The 15,094-nt window shown below is 72.0% G+C and carries 17 protein-coding genes; 11 read left to right on the plus strand and 6 right to left on the minus strand.

What is annotated here, in order from left to right; genetic code table 11:
• Positions 1–15 precede the first annotated feature (15 nt).
• The 6 genes from argB to argH are packed head-to-tail and all read left to right on the plus strand — an operon-like array spanning position 16 to position 6,316.
• The gene (gene argB / locus ACNAW0_RS23830; protein ID WP_416290196.1) at positions 16–1,011 is read left to right on the plus strand and encodes an acetylglutamate kinase; all 996 of its coding nucleotides are present in this window, start codon (positions 16–18) and stop codon (positions 1,009–1,011) included.
• The gene (locus tag ACNAW0_RS23835; protein WP_416290197.1) at positions 1,008–2,198 is read left to right on the plus strand and encodes an acetylornithine transaminase; all 1,191 of its coding nucleotides are present in this window, start codon (positions 1,008–1,010) and stop codon (positions 2,196–2,198) included. Before argB ends, ACNAW0_RS23835 begins: the two co-directional genes overlap by 4 nt.
• A complete protein-coding gene (argF, locus tag ACNAW0_RS23840; protein WP_416290198.1) occupies positions 2,195–3,124 on the plus strand; it encodes an ornithine carbamoyltransferase in 930 nt (309 codons plus the stop codon). The genes ACNAW0_RS23835 and argF overlap by 4 nt, the downstream gene beginning before the upstream one ends.
• Positions 3,121–3,636 (plus strand): arginine repressor, encoded by a 516-nt coding sequence (locus ACNAW0_RS23845; protein ID WP_416290199.1) that lies wholly within the window; start codon positions 3,121–3,123, stop codon positions 3,634–3,636. Before argF ends, ACNAW0_RS23845 begins: the two co-directional genes overlap by 4 nt.
• Entirely contained in the window at positions 3,633–4,838 is a 1,206-nt protein-coding gene (locus tag ACNAW0_RS23850) for an argininosuccinate synthase (RefSeq protein ID WP_416290200.1), read from the plus strand. The genes ACNAW0_RS23845 and ACNAW0_RS23850 overlap by 4 nt, the downstream gene beginning before the upstream one ends.
• A 14-nt stretch (positions 4,839–4,852) precedes the next feature.
• A complete protein-coding gene (gene argH / locus ACNAW0_RS23855; protein ID WP_416290214.1) occupies positions 4,853–6,316 on the plus strand; it encodes an argininosuccinate lyase in 1,464 nt (487 codons plus the stop codon).
• A gap of 84 nt (positions 6,317–6,400) precedes the next feature.
• On the opposite strand, the gene ACNAW0_RS23860 is transcribed toward argH, so the two are convergent.
• The 3 genes from ACNAW0_RS23860 to ACNAW0_RS23870 form a co-directional block, all read right to left on the minus strand.
• Positions 6,401–6,754, minus strand: coding sequence for an MmcQ/YjbR family DNA-binding protein (locus ACNAW0_RS23860; RefSeq protein ID WP_416290201.1), 354 nt, complete (start codon positions 6,752–6,754; stop codon positions 6,401–6,403).
• Positions 6,755–6,813: 59 nt separating this feature from the next.
• Positions 6,814–7,248, minus strand: a complete 435-nt coding sequence (locus tag ACNAW0_RS23865) for a DNA-binding protein (RefSeq protein WP_416290202.1) — start codon at positions 7,246–7,248, stop codon at positions 6,814–6,816.
• Positions 7,249–7,338: 90 nt separating this feature from the next.
• Positions 7,339–7,968: a DNA-3-methyladenine glycosylase gene (locus ACNAW0_RS23870; protein WP_416290203.1), complete on the minus strand. Its 630-nt coding sequence runs from the start codon at positions 7,966–7,968 to the stop codon at positions 7,339–7,341.
• A gap of 264 nt (positions 7,969–8,232) precedes the next feature.
• Between ACNAW0_RS23870 and ACNAW0_RS23875 the strand changes: the two genes are divergently transcribed.
• Both ACNAW0_RS23875 and ACNAW0_RS23880 read left to right on the plus strand, forming a co-directional pair.
• Positions 8,233–9,336, plus strand: coding sequence for an LLM class flavin-dependent oxidoreductase (locus tag ACNAW0_RS23875; protein ID WP_416290204.1), 1,104 nt, complete (start codon positions 8,233–8,235; stop codon positions 9,334–9,336).
• Positions 9,333–9,959: an FMN reductase gene (locus ACNAW0_RS23880; protein WP_416290205.1), complete on the plus strand. Its 627-nt coding sequence runs from the start codon at positions 9,333–9,335 to the stop codon at positions 9,957–9,959. The genes ACNAW0_RS23875 and ACNAW0_RS23880 overlap by 4 nt, the downstream gene beginning before the upstream one ends.
• A 74-nt stretch (positions 9,960–10,033) precedes the next feature.
• On the opposite strand, the gene ACNAW0_RS23885 is transcribed toward ACNAW0_RS23880, so the two are convergent.
• The gene (locus ACNAW0_RS23885; protein ID WP_416290206.1) at positions 10,034–10,915 is read right to left on the minus strand and encodes a universal stress protein; all 882 of its coding nucleotides are present in this window, start codon (positions 10,913–10,915) and stop codon (positions 10,034–10,036) included.
• A gap of 57 nt (positions 10,916–10,972) precedes the next feature.
• Entirely contained in the window at positions 10,973–11,221 is a 249-nt protein-coding gene (locus ACNAW0_RS23890) for a hypothetical protein (protein WP_416290207.1), read from the minus strand.
• Positions 11,222–11,433: 212 nt separating this feature from the next.
• Here ACNAW0_RS23890 and ACNAW0_RS23895 point away from each other — a divergent pair, with 212 nt between their 5' ends.
• A complete protein-coding gene (locus tag ACNAW0_RS23895) occupies positions 11,434–11,913 on the plus strand; it encodes a GNAT family N-acetyltransferase (protein WP_416290208.1) in 480 nt (159 codons plus the stop codon).
• A 58-nt stretch (positions 11,914–11,971) separates the two neighbouring features.
• Positions 11,972–12,616 carry a hypothetical protein gene (locus ACNAW0_RS23900; RefSeq protein WP_416290209.1) on the plus strand — a complete coding sequence of 215 codons (645 nt, stop codon included), beginning with the start codon at positions 11,972–11,974 and terminating at the stop codon, positions 12,614–12,616.
• Between the two features lie 306 nt (positions 12,617–12,922).
• Here ACNAW0_RS23900 and ACNAW0_RS23905 read toward each other — a convergent pair whose 3' ends face one another.
• On the minus strand, positions 12,923–13,306 hold the full coding sequence (locus ACNAW0_RS23905; RefSeq protein ID WP_416290215.1) for a PaaI family thioesterase: 384 nt from the start codon (positions 13,304–13,306) through the stop codon (positions 12,923–12,925).
• A 107-nt stretch (positions 13,307–13,413) separates the two neighbouring features.
• Between ACNAW0_RS23905 and tyrS the strand changes: the two genes are divergently transcribed.
• A complete protein-coding gene (tyrS, locus tag ACNAW0_RS23910) occupies positions 13,414–14,697 on the plus strand; it encodes a tyrosine--tRNA ligase (RefSeq protein WP_416290216.1) in 1,284 nt (427 codons plus the stop codon).
• The last annotated feature ends 397 nt before the right edge of the window (positions 14,698–15,094 follow it).

Here is a 15,094-nt window from a genome sequence, read left to right on the forward strand (position 1 = left end):
CGGAAGGCTGGCGCAGTGAGCCTCACCGCGGACCTCACCCGGGCCCAGGCCAAGGCCGAGACGCTGATCGAGGCCCTGCCGTGGCTGGCCCGCTTCTCCGGGGCCACCGTCGTGGTCAAGTACGGCGGCAACGCCATGGTCGACCCCGAGCTGCAGCGGGCCTTCGCCGCCGACATGGTCTTCCTCCGGTACGCCGGCCTCAAGCCGGTCGTCGTGCACGGCGGCGGGCCGCAGATCTCCGCCATGCTGGGCCGGCTCGGCATCGCCAGCGAGTTCAAGGGCGGCCTGCGGGTCACCACCCCCGAGGCGATGGACGTCGTCCGGATGGTGCTGGTCGGGCAGGTCGGTCGGGAGCTGGTCGGTCTGATCAACGCGCACGGCCCGTTCGCCGTCGGCCTCTCCGGCGAGGACGCCGGGCTGTTCACCGCCGTACGCCGCCCGGCGTACGTGGACGGGGAGCCGGTCGACGTCGGCCAGGTCGGCGACGTGGAGTCGGTGGACGTCTCGGCGGTGGCCGACCTGATCGCGGCCGGCCGCATCCCGGTGATCTCCACCGTCGCGCCGGATGCCGACGGGGTGCTGCACAACCTCAACGCCGACACCGCCGCCGCCGCGCTCGCGGTCGCGCTGGAGGCGCGCAAGCTGGTCGTTCTCACCGACGTCTCCGGCCTGTACGCCGACTGGCCCGACACGTCCAGCCTGGTCAGCGAGATCACGACCGACGACCTGGCGAAACTGCTGCCGTCCCTGGAGTCGGGGATGGTCCCGAAGATGGAGGCCTGCCTGCGGGCGGTGCGCGGGGGAGTGCCCGCCGCGCACGTCGTCGACGGCCGGGTCGCCCATTCCACGCTGCTCGAGGTCTTCACCTCGGAAGGGTTCGGCACGATGGTCGTGAGCGCGAGGAGTGAGCTTGCGAGCCCCGCAGTCGCGAGCAAGGAAAGCACGGTGAGCGCGAGGAGTGAGCTTGCGAGCCCCGCAGTCGCGAGCAAGGAAGGCACGGTCGCGTCATGAGCACGCTGGTGGAACGCTGGGGCCAGTCCATGATGGACAACTACGGCACCCCGCCGCTCGCGCTCGTCTCCGGCTCCGGCGCCGTCGTGGTCGACGAGGCCGGCCGGGAGTACGTCGACCTGCTCGGCGGCATCGCGGTCAACGCCCTCGGCCACGCCCACCCGGCCGTGGTGGCCGCCGTGTCCAAGCAGGTCGCCACCCTCGGGCACGTCTCCAACCTCTTCGTCGCCGAGCCGCCGGTCGCCCTGGCCGAGCTGCTGCTGGCCCTCGCCGGCCGGCCCGGCCGGGTGTTCTTCGCCAACTCGGGCGCCGAGGCGAACGAGGCCGCGTTCAAGCTTTCCCGGCTCACCGGGCGCACCCACGTGGTCGCCACCCAGGGCGGCTTCCACGGCCGCACCTTGGGCGCCCTGGCGCTCACCGGTCAGCCGCCCAAGGTCGACCCGTTCCGCCCGCTCCCCGGCGACGTCACCCACGTCCCGTACGGCGACGCGGCGGCCCTGGCGGCGGCCGTCACCGACGCCACCGCGATGGTGATCCTCGAGCCCATCCAGGGCGAGAACGGCGTGATCGTCCCGCCGCCCGGCTACCTGGCCGAGGCACGGCGGATCACCGCCGCCCACGGCGCCCTGCTGGTGCTCGACGAGGTGCAGACCGGCATCGGCCGCACCGGGCACTGGTTCGCCCACCAGGCCGAGGGCGTCGAGCCGGACGTGGTGACCCTCGCCAAAGGGCTCGGCGGCGGCCTGCCCATCGGCGCCTGCCTGGCCTTCGGCCGGGCCGCCGAGCTGCTGAACCCCGGCTCGCACGGCACCACCTTCGGCGGCAATCCGGTCAGCTGCGCCGCCGGCCTCGCGGTGGTCTCGACCATCGCCCACGAGGGGCTGCTCGACCACGTCAAGCGGATCGGCGAGCGGCTGCGGCGGGGGATCGAGGCGCTCGGCCACCCGCTCGTCACCGAGGTACGCGGCACCGGCCTGCTGCTCGGCGTCGTGCTCGACCAGCCCGTGTCGGGTGCGGTCGCGATCGCGCTGCGCGACGCCGGCTTCCTGGTCAACCCGGTGCAGCCCGGCGTGGTCCGGCTGACCCCGCCACTGATCCTCACCGCCGAGCAGGCCGATGCCTTCCTCACGGCGCTCCCGGCCGCCCTCGACGCCGCCACCCCGACCACGACGGAGACGAACGCATGATCCGGCACTTCCTGCGGGACGACGACCTCTCGCCCGCCGAGCAGTCGGCCGTGCTCGACCTCGCGGCCCGGATGAAGGCCGACCGGTTCGTCCAGAAGCCCCTCGCCGGGCCGCGGTCGGTGGCGGTGCTCTTCGACAAGCAGAGCCTGCGTACCCGGTTCTCCTTCGACGTCGGCATCGCCGAGCTGGGCGGGCACCCGCTCGTGGTGGACACCCAGGTCACCCACTTCGGTCGGGGCGAGACCCTGGCCGACGCCGGTCGGGTGCTCTCCCGCTACGTGGCGGCGATCGTGCTGCGGACCCACGGCGACGACCGGATCGTCGAGGTCGCCGCGCACGCCACCGTGCCGGTGGTCAACGCGCTCACCGACACCTACCACCCCTGCCAGTTGCTCGCCGACCTGCTCACCGTCCGCGAGCGGTTTGGCGCCACCGCCGGGCGCATCCTGGCGTACGTCGGGGACGCGGCGAACAACATGACGCACTCGTACCTGCTGGCCGGGGCGGCCGCCGGGATGCACGTCCGGGTCGCCGGGCCGGTCGGGTTCCAGCCCGACCCGGAGATCGTCGGCCGGGCCGAGAAGATCGCCGCCAGCACCGGCGGCTCGGTGCGCGTGCTCACCGACCCGATCGAGGCGGTCCGTGGCGCGGACGTGATCGCCACCGACACCTGGACCTCGATGGGCCAGGAGTCCGACGGGCTGGACAGGATCACCCCGTTCCTGCCGTACCAGGTCAACGACGCGCTGCTCGGGCACGCCGCGGCGGATGTCATCGTGCTGCACTGCCTGCCCGCCCACCGGGGCGAGGAGATCACCGACGAGGTGCTCGACGGGCCGCACAGCGCGGTCTTCGACCAGGCGGAGAATCGCCTGCACGCCCAGAAGGCGCTGCTGACTTTTCTCCTGGAGGCATCGATCCCATGACCGCCCCGCTGACCCGCGCCGCCCGGCACGCCCGCATCGTCGAGCTGATCCGTGACCGAGCCATCCACTCGCAGCCCGAGCTGGCCGACCTGCTCGCCGGCGACGGCATCCAGGTCACCCAGGCCACCCTCTCCCGCGACCTCAAGGAGCTGGGGGCGGTCACCGCCCGCGGCGGCGACGGGCGGGGCGTCTACCTGATCCCCGAGGACGGCTACCGGCCGCTGCGCGAGGCCGAGGCCGCGCCGGCCCGGCTCGTCCGGCTGCTGCGCGAACTGCTCAACGGGGTCGACGCCAGCGGCAACATCGCCGTGCTGCGTACCCCGCCCGGCGCGGCCCACTACCTGGCCAGCGCGTTGGACCGAGCGGGCCTGCCCGAGGTCGTCGGCACCATCGCCGGCGACGACACCATCCTCGTCGTGGCCCGCGAGGCCGTCGGCGGCGCCGCGTTGGGCGACAAGCTCACCGCGTGGGCCCGCCGGGAAGACAACGCTGAAGGGAACACCACACCATGACCGAGCGGGTCGTCCTGGCGTACTCCGGGGGGCTCGACACCTCCGTCGCCATCCCATACCTGGCCGAGCAGACCGGCGGCGAGGTGATCGCGGTCGCGGTCGACCTCGGGCAGGGCGGCGAGGACATGAACGTCATCCGGCAGCGCGCGCTGGACTGCGGCGCGGTCGAGTCCGAGGTGGTCGACGCGCGCGACGAGTTCGCCGCCGAGTACTGCCTGCCGGCGATCTGTGCCAACGCCCTCTACATGGACCGCTACCCGCTGGTCTCGGCGCTGTCCCGGCCGCTGATCGTCAAGCACCTGGTCACCGCCGCGAAGAAGTACGGCGGCACGATCGTGTCGCACGGCTGCACCGGCAAGGGCAACGACCAGGTCCGCTTCGAGGTCGGCCTGGGCGCGCTCGCGCCCGACCTGAAGATCATCGCGCCGGCCCGGGACTTCGCCTGGACCCGGGACAAGGCGATCGCCTTCGCCGAGGAGAAGGGGCTGCCGATCGACGTGTCGGCCAAGTCGCCGTACTCCATCGACCAGAACCTGTGGGGTCGCGCAGTGGAGACCGGCTTCCTGGAGGACATCTGGAACGGCCCGATCGAGGACCTTTACTCCTACACGGAGGATCCGGCGGAGCCGCGGGACGCCGACGAGGTGGTCATCACCTTCGACGCGGGCGTGCCGGTCGCCATCGACGGCGAGACCGTCACCCCGTACCAGGCGATCCTGGAGCTGAACCGGCGGGCCGGCGCCCAGGGCGTGGGCCGGCTCGACATGGTCGAGGACCGCCTCGTGGGCATCAAGAGCCGCGAGGTGTACGAGGCTCCGGGCGCGATCGCCCTGATCACCGCCCACCAGGAGCTGGAGAACGTCACCGTCGAGCGGGACCTGGCCCGGTTCAAGCGCGGCGTCGACCAGCGGTGGGGCGAACTGGTCTACGACGGCCTCTGGTTCTCGCCGTTGAAGCAGGCGCTCGACGCGTTCATCGACGACGCCCAGCGGCACGTCTCCGGCGAGGTACGCCTCACCCTGCACGGCGGTCGGGCCACCGTCACCGGCCGGCGCTCCGAGTCCAGCCTGTACGACTTCGGCATGGCCACCTACGACACCGGCGACACCTTCGACCAGTCCCTCGCCAAGGGTTTCGTGCAGCTGTGGGGCCTGCCCAGCAAGATGGCCGCCGCACGGGACGCCCGGCTGGGTGGTGCCTGATCGTGGGCAGCACAATGGGCGGGGTGGACGACAAGAGCCTGACCGAGAACAGCGCCGCCACCAACCGGACGAGCCTCTGGGGAGGTCGATTCGCCGGCGGACCCTCCGAGGCCCTCGCGCGGCTGTCGGTGAGCGTCCAGTTCGACTGGCGCCTGGCCCCGTACGACATCGCCGGCTCCCGGGCGCACGCCCGGGTCCTGGCCGGCGCGGGCCTGCTCGACCCCGAGGAGCTGGGGAAGATGCTGGCCGCGCTGGACGACCTGGAGGCGGCCTGCGCCTCCGGGGCGTTCCGCCCGACCGTTGACGACGAGGACGTGCACACCGCCCTGGAGCGTGGTCTGCTGGAGCGGCTCGGCAGCCTCGGCGGCAAGCTGCGCGCGGGCCGGTCCCGCAACGACCAGGTCGCCACCGACCTGCGGCTCTACCTGCGTGACCACGCCCGGGGCGTGGCCGCCCGCCTGGTCGAGCTGGCCGAGGCCCTGGTCGAGCAGGCCGGACGGCACGTCGACACCGCCGCCCCCGGCATGACCCACCTCCAGCATGCCCAGCCGGTCACCTTCGGGCACTGGCTGCTCGCGCACGTGCAGCCGCTGCTGCGCGACCTGGAGCGGCTGCGCGACTGGGACCACCGGACCGCGGTCAGCCCACTCGGGGCGGGTGCCCTGGCCGGCTCCGGGCTGCCGCTGGACCCGCTGGCGGTCTCCAAGGAGCTGGGCTTCCGGACGTCCTTCGCCAACTCGATGGACGCGGTCGCCGACCGGGACTTCGTCGCCGAGTTCCTCTTCGTCACCGCGATGATCGGGGTGCATCTGTCCCGCCTCGGCGAGGAGGTGGTGCTCTGGACGTCGCACGAGTTCGGCTGGGTCGAGCTGGACGACGCGTTCGCCACCGGGTCGTCGATCATGCCGCAGAAGAAGAACGCGGACATCGCCGAGCTGGCCCGGGGCAAGTCGGGCCGGCTGGTCGGTGGGCTGATGAGCGTGCTCACCATGCTCAAGGGCCTGCCGATGACGTACGACCGGGACATGCAGGAGGACAAGGAGCCGGCCTTCGACGCGGTCGACACTCTGGAACTGCTGCTGCCGGCGCTCGCCGGGATGATCTCCACGATGACGGTACGCGTCGACCGACTGGTCGCCGCCGCGCCGGTCGGCTTCTCGCTCGCCACCGAGGTGGCCGACTGGCTGGTCCGTCGGGGCGTGCCGTTCCGCGACGCGCACGAGATCACCGGCAAGCTGGTGGCGCTCTGCGTGAGCCGGGACTGCGCCCTCGACGAGGTCTCCGACGACGACCTCGCCGCGGTGAGCCCGCACCTGGACCCGTCGGTGCGGGACGTGCTCTCCGTCCGCTCGGCCCTGGCGGCCCGGACCACCCCCGGCTCGACCGGCCCCGGGCCGGTGGCCGACCAGCTCGCCGCCGCCGCCGACAAGCTGGCCGGCTGGCGGGACTGGGCCGCCGAGGGGGTCGTACCCCGCTGACCCGTAGGACAGCAGAAGGCCCTCAGCGTGGTGCTGGGGGCCTTCTGCTGTGCTGCTTCAGGACTGCGAGCGGGCGCTGAGCGCTCACGTCGTCGGCCGCTCCCGCTTGGGCAGCTTCGCCACCACCGCGTCGTACGACCCGTCGAGCGCGTCGATCAGCTCGTCGTCGGGGATGCTGCCGTGGAGCCGCAAGGTGTTCCACCCCGACCGTCCGATGTAGGGGGAGGGGCGGGCGTCGTCGGGGAACCGGTGCACCCACTCGTCGGCGACATCCCGGGACGGGCCGCACTTCACGCCCACCCGCGCCTCGCCCTCCGCCGAGCCGAGGAACGCGAAGATCCTACTGCCCACCTTGACGACCTCGTCGCCCTCCCATGGCTGGTCCAGCCACGCGCCCGGCTTCGCCAGGCAGTACGTCCGCATCTCGTCGCGCCTCATCGCATCCTCGTCCCGTCCACCCGGGCAGTCTCGCCGGACGCTGTGACAGTTTCCGTCGGTCAGTCGGCGGTGCCGGTGCGTACCGTGATCCGCTCGTAGCGTTGCCGGGCCGCCTGAGCGCTGCCCAGTCCCAGTCCGAAGGCGATCGCCTGCCAGGTCAGCCCCCGGCCGCGGGCCACCTGCACCAGCCCCGCCTCGAGCACGTCGACCTCCGCCCGCACGTGCGGGACCAGGGTCAGCGCCGCCATCAGGTCGGCCTGGTCGACCGGCTCCTCGCCGGGTTCCAGCTCCGCCCCGCCTGCGAGGGCCATCACCAGGGTGGCCGCCTCGTACGCGTCGGGGATGTCGGGGTGCGCGTACCGGCGGCGGCGGGAGTTGGTGCTGGCGTGCCGCTCGGCGATCCGCATCAGGGCGGCGTAGTTGCGGTGCGCGCGGGCCTGGGCCGCGTCCGGAGCGGTGAACGGGTCGTTGTCCAGCGTGGTCATGTTCTTCATCAAACACCCTTGAACAAGTGCTTGTCAACGATGCATTGAAAACCCTGGGCGGGCGGGTGCCAGGAACAAGCCCGAGGTGACGCGCTATGCCTACGTCTGCGAGTCTCCGCGCCACCCCGACCCGGCCAGCCGGCCGCGCCGGTACGCAGACACCGTCGGATCTCCCGCCAGCCAGTACCGCCAGGGCCAGTCATGCGCTCGACTCACACCGACCCTCGGCCCCGACAGGACAGGTCCGATCGGCCCCGGGGGTGGGCTCAGGATGAGAGGGCCATCGTCGAGCAGGTCGCTGCCGTTGTGCTCCCGCGTCAGCGCCAGAGCCTGACCGAGGTTGCCGGGACCACGGGCGAGGGAACGTTCAGCCACCCGCTCGCCTCGCCGGCTCTGCGCAAGGCTCGCACCTTCGATCACTCGACCAGCCCTGAGCAGTACGGCGGACGCCTCCCCGTCGGGTCCGGTGACGATGTTGGCGCAGTAGTGGAGTCCGTGAGACAGGTAGACGTACAGCCAACCAGCGGGCCCGAACATCACGGCGTTGCGGGCTGACGGCCCCCGCCAGGCATGCGAGGCAGGGTCCGCTTGGCCTGCGTACGCCTCAACCTCGGTGAGCTGTACTGCCACCTTCCCCTCTGCCGTCCGATGGGTGAGCGTCCATCCGAGCAGGCATGGCGCGACCAGGGGAGCGGGTTGGCTGAGGATGGCGCGCAGATCAGCGGACAACGGGAGACCCCTGGGCCGTGGCGTGGTAGGGCACGCTGTAGATGCTGGCGGCTGAGGCTGTCAGTTTACGCCTGCCGCAGTGCCGATACCGTGGGCTTGCGGTGCTCGCCGGTGCGCTCCCACGCGCCACCGCCTCTGAACTGAGCCACCGGCGAGGGTGTCGCTGGTGGTGCCGGGCGGCCCCACCGGAATAGTTGACTCGTCAAATATGTTGTGCGGTGCGATCCGGATCATCCCGGTCCGGTCGTCACGCGAGGAGCTGTGATGCAGTTCGGAGTCTTCACCGTCGGCGACGTCACGGTCGACCCGACCAACGGGCGGCCGCCGTCCGAGCGTGAGCGGATCAAGGCCATGGTGGCCATCGCGCTCAAGGCCGAGGAGGTCGGGCTCGACGTCTTCGCCACCGGCGAGCACCACAATCCGCCGTTCGTGCCCTCGTCGCCGACCACCATGCTCGGCTACATCGCGGCGCGTACCGAGCGGCTGCTGCTCTCCACCTCGACCACGCTGATCACCACCAACGACCCGGTGAAGATCGCCGAGGACTACGCGATGCTGCAGCACCTGGCCGACGGCCGGGTGGACCTGATGATGGGACGCGGCAACACCGGCCCGGTCTACCCCTGGTTCGGCCAGGACATCCGTAACGGCATTCCCCTCGCCATCGAGAACTACGACCTGCTGCGCCGGCTGTGGCGCGAGGACGTGGTCGACTGGAAGGGGCGGTTCCGCACCCCGCTGCAGTCGTTCACCTCGACCCCGCGCCCGCTCGACGGCGTGCCGCCGTTCGTCTGGCACGGCTCGATCCGCAGCCCGGAAATCGCCGAGCAGGCTGCCTACTATGGGGACGGCTTCTTCGCCAACCACATCTTCTGGCCCAAGGAGCACACCCAGCGGATGGTCGGCCTCTACCGGCAGCGCTTCGAGCACTACGGCCACGGCTCCGCCGACCAGGCCATCGTCGGCCTCGGCGGGCAGGTCTTCATGCGGAAGAACTCCCAGGACGCGGTCCGCGAGTTCCGGCCGTACTTCGACAACGCCCCGGTCTACGGGCACGGGCCGTCGCTGGAGGAGTTCACCCGCCAGACGCCGCTGACCGTGGGCAGCCCGCAGCAGGTCATCGACCGTACGCTGGGCTTCCGCGAGTACGTCGGCGACTACCAGCGGCAACTCTTCCTGATCGACCACGCCGGGCTGCCGCTGAAGACCGTCCTGGAACAGCTCGACCTCCTCGGCGAGGAGGTCGTCCCCGTGCTGCGCAAGGAGTTCGACTCGCTGCGGCCGGCGCACGTACCCGAGGCGCCGACGCACGCCTGGATGGTCGCGGCCCGCGATGCGAGCCTGACCGGCGCGGAGGAGAGCCGGTGATCCGGCGCACCCTGGCCGTGGTCTCGGCCGGCCTAGGCCAGCCCTCGTCGACCCGGCTGCTCGCCGACCAGCTCGCCGCCGCCGCCCGCGACGAGCTGGTCCGGCGCGGCGCCGAGGTGGAGATTTGGCCGATCGAGCTGCGCGAGCACGCCCACGACGTGGTGAACCACCTGCTCACCGGCTTCCCGCCGGCCGCCCTGCGGGAAGCGCTGGACACGGTGGCGAGCGCGGACGGGTTGGTCGCGGTCACCCCGATCTTCAACGCCTCGTACAACGGGCTGTTCAAGTCGTTCTTCGATGTGGTGGACAAGGAGGCGCTGGCCGACCGGCCGGTGCTGGTCGGGGCCACCGGCGGCACGGCCCGGCACTCGCTGGCTCTCGAGCACGCGGTCCGGCCGATGTTCGCGTATCTGCGGGCGGTGGTGGTGCCGACGGCGGTCTTCGCGGCGCCCGAGGACTGGTCCGGGGAGGGCGTCGAGGGCGCCCTACGCGCCCGGATCCGGCGGGCCGGCACCGAACTGGCCGAGCAGGTGGACCGCCGCCCGGTGGCGGCCGGCCCGGTTGACCCGTTCGCCCTCACCACCAGCTTCGAGGACCTGCTCGCCAGCCGTGACCCGGCCTGACCCGGCCCGATCCGGCTCGTTAGGAAGGGGCCCCGGTTAACGCCTCGCGATAACAGGGGCCCCCTCCTGACACCTCACCCCGCCGGCTCGTACGGGTGCGCCACCAGCACCGGGCAGTGCGCATGCTGCACCAGCGCCTGGCTGACCGACCCGAGCAGCAGCCCGGCGAAGCCGCCCCGGCCCCGCGACCCGACCACCACCAGGGCGGCCTCCCCGCTTGCCTCGACAAGCGCCTGCTCCGGCGAGGCGGCCCGGACCGGCCGCTCCCGTACCGGCAGCACCGGATGGTCCGCGCGGATCCGGGCGGCCGCCCCGGCCAGCAGCTCCGCCGACTCGGCCTGCCCGGCCGCCGCGGACTCGGCCGCTTTGTCCGGCACCGCCCCGGCCTGCTCGGGCGGGCGGACGTGCACCAGCACAAGGTCGGCGTCGCGGCGTGCCGCCTCGTCGGCGGCGAGCCGGACGGCGAGCGCGGCCGGCTCGGAGCCGTCCACACCGACCAGCACCGGCCCGTCGACCGGGATCGGCTGCTCGGCCGGGCGGACCACCAGCACCGGGCAGTGCCCGTGCTGGGCGACCTGGTTGCTGACCGAGCCGAGCAGCAGCCCGGCGAAACCGCCCACACCGCGGCTGCCCACCACCACCAGGTCGGCCCGGCGGGACTCCTCGACCAGGGTGGCCCCGGGGCCGCCGGCCACCTGGCGTACCGTCACCCGCAGGCCGGGATGGCGGTTGGTCAGGTCGGCGGCCACCTGTTCGAGCATCTTCTGCGCCTCCGCGGTGGGCGCCGGCACCCCGAGGTCGTACGGGTTGAGTGGCACGCCGTAGCCGAGCGGGTGCAGATAGCCGTGCACCAGGTGCAGCGGCCGGGACCGCTGGACGGCGGCCCGCGCGGCGTGCTCCGCGGCCGTCAGACTGGTCGATGATCCGTCGACCCCCACCACGACAGGTCGGCTCATCGGCACCCCTTCCGATCGGCTCAGGCCCTTCTCGACGGCCGCATCGGTCCGATATCGCTACCCGACGCCGCTGCCGCCCACCGGCTGACCGCCGTCGGTCCGCCGCACCACCAGATCGTCCACCTCCAGGCGGCCGATGCGCAGCTCCTTGATGACCGCCCGCCGGATGACCAGCCGGCCGATCGCCAGTGTGCCGACCGCCACGGCACCGAGTGCCGCCGCGGCGAGCGCCAGGGGCGCGGCTGCCGTCGGACCCAGGACACGTGGGCCGGCCACCTGCGGGCCGGTGACTCCGACGGCACCCATCGGAAACGGTCTGCACCGGTGTTGACGCACTTTGTTCATCCGCCGATCCTCCGATCCCGCGGGGTCCGTCCGGTGCCGGACCGGGTGTCGGTCCACCGCTCGGGTGATGTCACCCACCCCCTGGTGCCGGTGGCCCGGCCGGCGGGGCCGGACGGGATCGTCGCCGGGCCGGAGGCCCGAACGTTGTCGGTGGGTCCGCGTATCCTCCGACCGTGACCAGTGAGGTGCGGCTCCGTCCGGTGCGCGACGACGACCTGCCCGCGTTCTTCGCCAACGAGCAGGACCCGCAAGCCAACTGGATGGCCGCGTTCGGCCCGAAGGACCCGGCCGACCGGGCCGCCTTCGACGCCCACTGGGCGCGCATCCGCGCCGACCCGCGCATCATGCCGCGGACGGTGACGGTCGACGGCGAGGTGGTCGGGCACGTGGCCGCCTTCCCGGTGGGGGAGCACACCGAGGTCAGCTACTGGATCGACCCGCGGCGTTGGGGACGGGGCCATGCCACCGCCGCGCTGGCCGCGCTCCTGCGCGAGCTGCCCCAGCGGCCGGTGCGGGCCCGCGCCGCGAAGGACAACGCCGCCTCCCTCGCCGTGCTCCGCAAGTGCGGCTTCGTCGTGGTCGGAGAGGACTCCGGATACGCCGAGAGCCGCGGCGCCGAGGTCGAGGAGTTCGTGCTGGAGTTGCCCGCCTGACGGGGGGCGGCCGTCCCCGCCCACGGGCCTGACCAGCAGGGGTATTACCCTCGCCCGGGTGAACTGGCTTGAACTCGTCGGCTGGGCCGGCTCCGCGCTGCTGGTCTGGTCGCTGCTGCAGACGCGCATCCTGCGGCTGCGCGCCCTCAACCTGGTCGGCTGCCTCATCCTGATCGGCTACAACGCCGCCGTGATGGTGTGGCCCATGGTCGGGCTGAACGTGGTGCTCGCCGTGATCAACGTCTGGTACCTGCGCGCGATGCTGGCCACGCGGCACGACGAGCAGACGTACCAGGTGGTCGAGGTGGGCACCGACGACGCGTTCCTGGCCCACACGCTGCGGGTGCACGCCGCCGACATCGCCCGGTTCAACCCGGATTTCCGCTGGGACCCGGGCGCCGACCGGTCCGCGTTTCTGGTGGTCCGCGCCGACGAGGTGGTCGGTGTGGTGGTGTCGCACGCCGAGGCCGGCGGGGTGGCCCAGATCGACCTGGACTACGTCACCCAGCGCTTCCGCGACTTCACCCCGGGCGAGTTCGTCTACCGGCGCAGCAGCCTGTTCACCGACCGCGGCTTCCGCCGGGTGGTCAGCCCGCCCGGCATGATCGCCCCCTACTACAACCGGCTCGGCTTCCGCCGTGAGGGCGACGCGTACATCCTCGACCTGCCTGCGGCCGCTGACGCGACGACGCGAGCGGCCTGACCTCGACCTCCCGGTCGGCGGTGCCAGTGCCCGGCGACGATCACGTCGGTGATCCGCAGTCGCTCCGCCGGCCAGCCGCCCCGGACCACCACGTCGACCACCCGACCCAGCCGTCGCCCGTGCAGGTCGTACGCGGTCCTGCCGAGCAGCTCATTCGCTCGCACGGTGCGCTCCGGGGATCCGGTCGATGAGGTGCCGTCGCAGCCAGATGTCCACGAGAAGCGGGCCGTCTCAGCGATGCGACGGTATCGGCGTTAGGTGGCTCTTTTCGGGTGAATCGCCCAGCCGGCGGTCCGCGGGCGGTGGTCAGGCGGCGGTGAGGTTCTGCAGGCGCACCTGGCCACGCGAGACCAGCCGGCCGTCGCCGTCGGTGATCTCCACCAGCCACAGCTGCTGGCTCCGGCCCCGGTGGATCGGGGTCCCGACCGCGGTCAGTTCGCCGTCCCGCACGGCGCGCAGGAAGTCGGTCTGGTTGGACACGCCGACGACCTGGCCCCGGTCGCCCAGCCACAGGGCACCGCCGATGCTGGCCGCCGTCTCCACCACCGAGCAGTAGACCCCGCCGTGCTGGATCCCGTACGGCTGGTGCAACTCCGGGCGGACCTGCCAGCGGATCACCACCCGGTCCCCGCTGACCTCGTCGAACTTCAGCCCGAGCAGAGCGACGAAGCCCCCCGTCAGGTCCGGCATCTCCACGGCGGTCCTCCTCGCGCTCGACGGCGCCGCCAGCCTAGTCGCCGGTCGCGTCGGCAAACCGGCTATGGGTCCGCGCCGGTGATGGGGGAGAATCGGTGACCGTGACCGACAGCAACCTCCCGCAGGGGCGGGACTCCCTGACCGAAGACCTACTGTGGCGGGGCCTGATCCAGGACTCGACCGGCCTCGACGAGCTGCGCGGGCTGCTCGACGGCGAGGCGGCCACCTTCTATGTGGGCTTCGATCCGACGGCGCCGAGCCTGCACGTCGGCCACCTCATGCAGGTCGTCACCGCGCGCCGGCTCCAGCTCGCCGGGCACCGGCCGCTGCTGTTGGTCGGCGGCGCCACCGGCCAGATCGGCGACCCAAAGGAGACCGCCGAACGCACCCTCAACCCGCCCGAGGTGGTCGCCGGCTGGGTCCGGCGCATCCACGACCAGCTTGCCCCGTTCGTCTCGTACACCGGGGAGAACGCGGCCCGGCTGGTCAACAATCTGGACTGGACCGGCGAGATGTCGGTGGTGGAGTTCCTCCGCGACGTCGGCAAGCACTTCCCGGTGAACAAGATGCTGGCCCGCGAGGTGGTCAAGGCCCGGCTGGAGACCGGTATCAGCTTCACCGAGTTCAGCTACCAGCTCCTGCAGGCCAACGACTTCTTCGAGCTGCACCGCCGGCACGGCTGCCAGCTCCAGTACGGCGGCTCGGACCAGTGGGGCAACATCACCGCCGGTGTGGACTACATCCGGCGTCGCGGTGCCGGGCCGGTCGAGGCCTTCACCACACCGCTGGTCACCAAGTCGGACGGCACCAAGTTCGGCAAGACCGAGGGCGGCTCCGTGTGGCTCGACCCGGAGATGACCAGCCCGTACGCCTTCTACCAGTTCTGGGTCAACGCCGACGACCGCGACGTCGTCCGCTACCTGCGTTACTTCAGCTTCCGCTCCCGGGAGGAACTGGAGGAGTTGGAGAAGGCGACGGCGGAACGCCCGCAGGCGCGCCTCGCCCAGCGGGCGCTCGCCGAGGAGCTGACATCGCTGGTGCACGGCGAGCGGGAGATGGCCCAGGCGGTCGCGGCGAGTCAGGCCCTCTTCGGCCGTGGCTCGCTCGAGGAGTTGACGCCGGCGACTCTGCGCGCCGCGCTGACCGAGGCCGGCCTGGTTCACCTGGCCGAGCTGCCGGACGTCGCGGGCCTGCTCAAGGAGTCGGGGCTGGTGCCGAGCATGAAGGAGGCGCGGCGGGTGATCGCGGAGGGCGGCGCGTACGTCAACAACACTCGCGTGACGGACATCGACGCGACGGTCTCCGCGGACGACCTGCTGCACGGGCGGTACCTGGTGCTGCGCCGCGGCAAGCGTTCCTTTGCTGGGGTTGAGCTGCGCAAATAGTTGTACATCGACGATGTGACGCGGGACGCGCCCAGCGGATTTGACGACCAAACCGCTGGGCGCGTAACTTTCTCTCTGCCAGCGCGGAACGGACGAAACAGGCGAAAGCCGTAAAGGCCGGAGCGCGGGAATAACCGCCAGGAACTGATGGGTTACTCCATCGGGCCTGGACCGGGCGGTGCCCCGGATTCGCCGCAGGGCGGATTTGGCGAGGCGGAACCGACCGGGTAAGGTTATCGGCCGGCAGGGATGCGGACGAGCGAGCGGGAGACCGCCGGCGGCCGTCCTGCCGAAATCCACGAGGTATCGGCGCGAGTCGGCCGAATAGTGGTGCCCGGCAAAAGGGTGGACGCACGACAAACCGCCACACAGCGGTTTGACACGGCAGAAACCACCG

Source organism: Micromonospora sp. SL1-18 (assembly GCF_047921505.1).
Taxonomy (GTDB): Bacteria; Actinomycetota; Actinomycetes; order Mycobacteriales; family Micromonosporaceae; genus Micromonospora.

Coding starts and splice junctions, on each gene's coding strand:
- ACNAW0_RS23835 (WP_416290197.1), top strand. CDS start 1,008: ATGAGCACGCTGGTGGAACGCTGGGGCCAGTCCATGATGGACAACTAC.
- argF (WP_416290198.1), top strand. CDS start 2,195: ATGATCCGGCACTTCCTGCGGGACGACGACCTCTCGCCCGCCGAGCAG.
- ACNAW0_RS23845 (WP_416290199.1), top strand. CDS start 3,121: ATGACCGCCCCGCTGACCCGCGCCGCCCGGCACGCCCGCATCGTCGAG.
- ACNAW0_RS23850 (WP_416290200.1), top strand. CDS start 3,633: ATGACCGAGCGGGTCGTCCTGGCGTACTCCGGGGGGCTCGACACCTCC.
- argH (WP_416290214.1), top strand. CDS start 4,853: ATGGGCGGGGTGGACGACAAGAGCCTGACCGAGAACAGCGCCGCCACC.
- ACNAW0_RS23860 (WP_416290201.1), bottom strand. CDS start 6,754: ATGAGGCGCGACGAGATGCGGACGTACTGCCTGGCGAAGCCGGGCGCG.
- ACNAW0_RS23865 (WP_416290202.1), bottom strand. CDS start 7,248: ATGAAGAACATGACCACGCTGGACAACGACCCGTTCACCGCTCCGGAC.
- ACNAW0_RS23875 (WP_416290204.1), top strand. CDS start 8,233: ATGCAGTTCGGAGTCTTCACCGTCGGCGACGTCACGGTCGACCCGACC.
- ACNAW0_RS23885 (WP_416290206.1), bottom strand. CDS start 10,915: ATGAGCCGACCTGTCGTGGTGGGGGTCGACGGATCATCGACCAGTCTG.
- ACNAW0_RS23890 (WP_416290207.1), bottom strand. CDS start 11,221: ATGGGTGCCGTCGGAGTCACCGGCCCGCAGGTGGCCGGCCCACGTGTC.
- ACNAW0_RS23905 (WP_416290215.1), bottom strand. CDS start 13,306: ATGCCGGACCTGACGGGGGGCTTCGTCGCTCTGCTCGGGCTGAAGTTC.